Consider the following 5,583-nt stretch of genomic DNA (forward strand, 5'->3'; position numbering starts at 1 on the left):
TCATGAGCGGTTTTCTGATTGCCGCCTCCTGGATTCACAGCCGCAGCAGCCTGGACTTCGCCGGCAAACGAGCGCTGCGAATATTTCCGGCGCTGGCGGTATCGACGCTGTTCACGGCTTTCATTGTCGGCCCGCTGGCCACCGAACTGTCGCTGAGCGAGTACCTGCTCAATAGCCAGACCGTCCGCTATCTCACGAATGTGGCGCTGTTCACCCAGTTCCACCTGCCTGGCGTGTTCACCGAAAACCCGTTCCCCGAGACGGTCAATGGATCAGTCTGGACGCTGCCTTATGAAGTGCTGATGTACACGATCTTGTTGTTGCTGGGGCTGCTCAAACTGTTCGGACGAATCGCCGTACTGGCAGTGCCCATCGCGCTTATGTCCATCCATTTCCACCTGGCGCCTGACCTTGGGCTGGAGAGCGACATGCTGCGCAAGGTGACTCGCCTGGGCATGTTTTTCTTTCTCGGCTCAGCGCTCTATCTGTATCGCAAGATCCTGCCCTGGAACTGGAAGATCGCGCTTGTGCTGCTTACGCTTTCGCTGATCAGCGCAAGGACCGAGTGGTGGTTCCTCGTTCATGTGCTGACATTGCCCTACCTGACCATTTACCTGGCGCACCTGAGAATTGCGCGACTGTCACATTTCGGCCGATACGGTGACTTTTCCTACGGCATCTACATTTTCAGTTTTCCGATGCAGCAGCTGTTGATGCATTGGCTGGAGCCGCACCTCTCGTTACCGGCGTTCATGGTGATCAGCCTGGCCGCGAGCATCGCCATCGCTGCATTGTCCTGGCACCTGATCGAGTCGCCAGCGCTGCGCCTCAAGCGCTTCCTGCCAAGCAATCGCCAAGGTATCAGCGGTGCGGACCTGACCCCGGCGCCCTGAGCGCAGCAGCCGGCCGGCCACTAGGGAGTCGGCTCTGAACGCTTGCCACCCGTCTCGATGAGACAGCGAATGGTAGCCACCAGCCTCTCAATCCCGGTGCCCTTGGGCAGAAAATCGTCGACCAGATCGCCGACCGGCAACTGCTGAGGCAATGCAGCACTCATCATCAGAATCGGCACGTCGTCGAACGCCGGGTTCTTGCGTATCGTGCAAACCATCTCGTAGCCATTGAGCTCGGGCATCATGTAATCGGTGATGATCAGCGCCGGCTTTTCCTGCTCAAGCCTGGCCAAGCCCTGCGCGCCATTTGCCGCTTCGACGACTCGGTAGCCCTCGTCCTCGAGAATCATCACCATCAGCTTGCTGAGGCCGAGCTCATCCTCGACCAGCAACACCAGCGGGTCGAGTCTTTGCGACTGCTCGTCACGCATCCTGCCCTCCCGTCAGGGTCTGACGGTGGGGCTGCCCCGTCACGACTCCCTCGGTACGCTTCATCCTCCCTCCGAGCTTGAACCCTCCCTCGCCCAGATAGAATTCATATACATAGGGATCGAAGCCGCTTTCACGCATCTTCAAAATGGCCAGCGTACGGTAGAGCCTCGACTCGAGTTCCGCGTACCGCAGCAGAATGATGTTCTCCGCTATCGCCGAGACCGCCGCGAACTGCAGCCCATGTTCGCCACCGACGATCTCGGCCAGCTCGGCGCTAAATACGGTAGTCACGCCCTCGCAACGCAGGATAGCGGTAAGAGTGCTGACAAAACGGCCCAGCCGCTGCTCGTTCACCGCCGCCTGCTTGAACGCGTCGATGCCGTCGATGAACAGCCGTTTGACGCCCCGGCGGCGGACCTCCTCGATGATTTCTTCGGCGAGCTGATCCTGTAACAGCTCCGTCGGGGAGTGATGGACCACCTCCACCACGCCGCTGTCGATCATCGCGCCCAGCTCAAGCCCGAGCGCTTTCGCACGACGTCGCAGTCTGTGGGCGTCCTCGTAGAAGCCGAAAATCAGCCCGGGCTCGGCTTCGCTGCTCTCGCAGATGAAGCTCAATCCCAAGGTGGTCTTGCCCACCCCTGTCGGGCCTACCAGCAAGGTCGTCGAGGAAAAAGGAATGCCGCCCTGAATGATGTCGTCGAGCCCGGCGACGCCCGTGCTCAAGCGCTCGTCGCGCATGTTTGCCGACTCCAGGTCGCCAGTGACCGCCTCGAGCCGTGGAAACACGCGAAACCCGTCGCTGGTGATCGAACTCATGTGCCGACCGGAGATGAAATCACTGCCGCGGAACTTGCGCACCTGCAAATAGCGGTAGGTGCGGAACTGATCCTCGTCGCTGCCCAGGTACAACCAACCATCAACCATGGTGAACTCGGGGCTGCCGGAGTCGCGCTTGCTGTTGGTCAGCAACAGGATGGTGCACCCAACCACGTCAGCGTAGATCGACAAGTCGTTGATGAACTCACGGAACGCGCGCTCCGAGGCGGCGTTTTCTTCCAGCGCGAACAGACCGTCGATCACGATCAGCGAGGCTTGCTGACGCTTGCCGTTGCGCGTGAGGTAGCGAAGGATGCCTTCCAACCCGTCGGTGCGCAGGATATCGAAAGCACTCTCATAGACCACCGAAGTGCCGGCGTACTGGTTGTCCATGAATCGCATGTTCTGCAGATGGCGAAGCAGGCGGTGATGGGTTTCAGCCAGCAAGGTCACGTACAGGGAGCGCTCGCCACGAGCCGCCCAGCTGTAACAGATCTGGTTGGCAAGAATGGTCTTTCCCTCGCCCGGCCCACCCTGAACGATATAGACCGCTCGGGGTAGCAGCCCACCTTTGAGGACGGCGTCCAACCCTGGCACGCCGGTCGGAACATGAGTCGGCGCGGTTGGCGAGTAGGTAGCGTTGTCGGTCACAGCAGCTTTCCGTTTCGATCAGTGAGCGCATGCTAGCAAAGGGTCCCCGGACCCAATTACTCGCCGGTGCATATTGGTCACCTGCCGCGCTCGGTTGTTCATGTTTTATCCACCGGAACGAGGGGATGCAGTCAATATTCTTCTTTGCCTGCTCAATGACCGTGTTAGGGTCTCGCGAGCTATCCCCTGAGCCAGGGGCAGTCAGCCCTATTGTCGACTGATTGCCGTCGTTGCTGGAAGCAAACAAAATCTCTACATCGCGCCGTCACCGAGACGGATTACAACTGGAATTATGCAAACCGCTCGCCTACCTCGCCTGGACTTGCGCCGACTGATCATCCTGCTGGCAATGCTGAGTGGCTTGATCACGCTCGGTATCGGCTTCTATGCCAGCTACAAGGTCCAGCGTGACTCGCTGATCGACAGCACGCTGGCTGCCAACCGCGCCTATGCGGCAAAACTGGCAGACGGGACAGAATTGTTCTTTCACTCGGCCCAGCAGCAATTGGCCGTCAGCGCTGAGAACATCGCTGCCCAGTTTCCCGACAACGATGTACTGCACGAGGAAGCCAGACGGCTGCGGCGACAGACAGACAGCTTCAATGCCATCGTCATTGCCAGCGCACAGGGCGAAGTGCTGGCGACCGCTCCGAATACCGGCCTATTGGTTGGGCAGAAACTGAACTCACCGGGTGCTCTCCGAGCCTTGGCTAAGCGCGAGCCGCTGATCAGCAGCCCGTACACGTCGGCACTAGGTACGCTGGTAATCCTTATTTCGCATCCTGTCGTCGCCGGTGACGGTACCTACCTCGGCTATATAGGCGGGGTGATCTCTCTGCGCGAGCGCAACATCCTCCATAGCATGTTGGGTGAGCACTTCTATCAGGACGGCTCCTACCTTTATGCCGTCGACCAGTCACGCAGACTCCTCTATCACCCGCAGCCGAAACGCCTGGGTACGGTAGTGGCAGAGAACGAAGTCATCGACAGGGTGCTGCAAGGGGAGTCCGGGAGCCTTCGAGTGATTAACAGTCAAGGCGTGGATATGCTGGCTGGCTATGCGGCCTCCCCGGCAGCTGGCTGGGGCATCGTGGCCCAGCGACCAACCGCCGACACGCTGCAGCCGCTCGATGATCTGATGCTCAAGGTTATCCGTCAGACGGCCCCGCTCGCCCTGCTGACGCTGCTTTGCATCTGGGGACTGGCGGCGCTGATAACGCGACCGCTTTCTCAGCTGGCCCAGCGCGCCAGCGAAATGGATGCTCCCAACAGCGCTGAGCGCATTCAACGTATCCGCTCCTGGTATTTCGAAGCGGCGCAACTCAAGCGCGCCATGCAACTGGGCATCAGTCTGCTGCATCAGCGCATCGGCAAGCTCAACCTGGACGCTCAAACCGATCCGCTGACCGGGCTGCACAACCGTCGCGGCCTCACACTCGCCCTCGAGATGCTCGCCAGCGAGGGCGGCTCCTTTGCAGTCATAGCGCTGGATATCGACCATTTCAAGCGCATCAACGACAGCCACGGCCATGACGTGGGCGATACCGTCATCCGCCAGATGGCTGGACTGATGACGACCTGCTCACGGGACGCTGACGTGCTCTGTCGCAGCGGCGGCGAGGAGTTCTTGATGCTGCTGCCCAATACCACCGTCGATTCGGCGTTGCGGGTAGCCGAGCGCCTGCGCACCAGCGTCGAGCTGCAGCAGATTCCCGTGGTCGGCCACATCACCGTTTCGCTGGGAATCGCAGTCTGGCCCATGCACGCCAGCGACATCGAACGCGTCCTGAAGCTGGCCGATGCCGCGCTGTACCGGGCCAAGAAAAACGGCCGGAATCGCTCGGAAATCGCTGAGCCCGATCAGTACTCGGCGGAAGATCCCAAACCGGACGCCTGATCCTCGGCTCGACCCTGATGGCATTCAGGTATTGCAAGGGGGGACGGCAGACAGGGCTAAAAAATACCCAGCTCTGTATCCCCGCGCGCCTTTTTCAGGCGCGGTTCTCGAGGTTCCAAGTCGATGGGCAAAACGTCAACAGTCGGGTTCGTCAGCCTGGGTTACCCGAGCAATGCCTAATATAAACTTTTCGTTATATGGTATTTTCATTCAAGCCAAAAAAGCCCGGAACCCCAGCAGCCACAAGGGTTTCGGGCTTTTTTATTCTGGTTTAGTTATGCCTGATCTGCTTTTTCAAACGAAAGCTTCAGTCCAAGCGCGCGGGAGACCTTCATTACCGTGGCAAAACTGGGGTTGCCCTCGCCGGAAAGCGCCTTATACAAACCCTCGCGGGTCATGCCGGTATCGCGGGCAAGCTGACTCATGTTGCGCGCGCGCCACGTCGCCCAGGGCGGCGGCAATCAGCGCAGGATCGCCTTCTTCCGAAACCGCCTCCAGGTACAGGGCGATTTCCTCTCCGTTGCGCAGATGCTCAGCCGTGTCGTAACGGGAAAATTTCTCAGTCATGGCACATCATCTCCATTGCGCAGCGAGCCGTTTTGCTGTCTTGATGTTCTGACTCTGGGCGGTTTTATCGCCACCACAGAGCACTCATTCTGCACGGCCGATCCGTTTCCTTCGCCACGCCCCATTTGCGAACGCTGCGGCAACCGACACGCCCGCTCGCGTGGTTGCGCCCCGCTGGCGATGTGCTTGCATCAAGATGATGCATTGTCGGTATGGTCAGGTTTTTTCTGGGGCAAGGTAGACGGCGAACGCTGACGGAAATCCGAATCGTGGCTTAACCAAAGCGGCATATGTCTGAAAAAAAAAGGAAATATTGCAAACTTC

The 5,583-nt window shown here is 59.3% G+C and carries 4 protein-coding genes and 1 pseudogene; 2 read left to right on the forward strand and 3 right to left on the reverse strand.

From position 1 onward, the window contains the following. Positions 1 to 893 (forward strand): acyltransferase family protein (locus tag NA637_RS23825; protein WP_256074960.1); only part of this gene is annotated, 893 nt, incomplete at its 5' end. Positions 894 to 913: 20 nt separating this feature from the next. On the opposite strand, the gene NA637_RS23830 is transcribed toward NA637_RS23825, so the two are convergent. Together NA637_RS23830 and NA637_RS25580 are read right to left on the reverse strand one after the other, a co-directional pair. After that, positions 914 to 1,324, reverse strand: a complete 411-nt coding sequence (locus tag NA637_RS23830) for a response regulator (protein WP_256074961.1) — start codon at positions 1,322 to 1,324, stop codon at positions 914 to 916. Beyond that, entirely contained in the window at positions 1,317 to 2,795 is a 1,479-nt protein-coding gene (locus NA637_RS25580; RefSeq protein ID WP_256074962.1) for an ATPase domain-containing protein, read from the reverse strand. Before NA637_RS25580 ends, NA637_RS23830 begins: the two co-directional genes overlap by 8 nt. 292 nt (positions 2,796 to 3,087) lie before the next feature. On the opposite strand from NA637_RS25580, the gene NA637_RS23840 reads away from it, so the two are divergent. Then, entirely contained in the window at positions 3,088 to 4,692 is a 1,605-nt protein-coding gene (locus NA637_RS23840; protein ID WP_256074963.1) for a sensor domain-containing diguanylate cyclase, read from the forward strand. Positions 4,693 to 4,967: 275 nt separating this feature from the next. On the opposite strand, the pseudogene NA637_RS23845 reads toward NA637_RS23840, so the two are convergent. Next, positions 4,968 to 5,259, reverse strand: a pseudogene (locus tag NA637_RS23845) (addiction module antidote protein). Between the last annotated feature and the right edge of the window lie 324 nt (positions 5,260 to 5,583).

The organism is Stutzerimonas stutzeri (assembly GCF_024448935.1).
Taxonomy (GTDB): domain Bacteria; phylum Pseudomonadota; class Gammaproteobacteria; order Pseudomonadales; family Pseudomonadaceae; genus Stutzerimonas; species Stutzerimonas stutzeri_AO.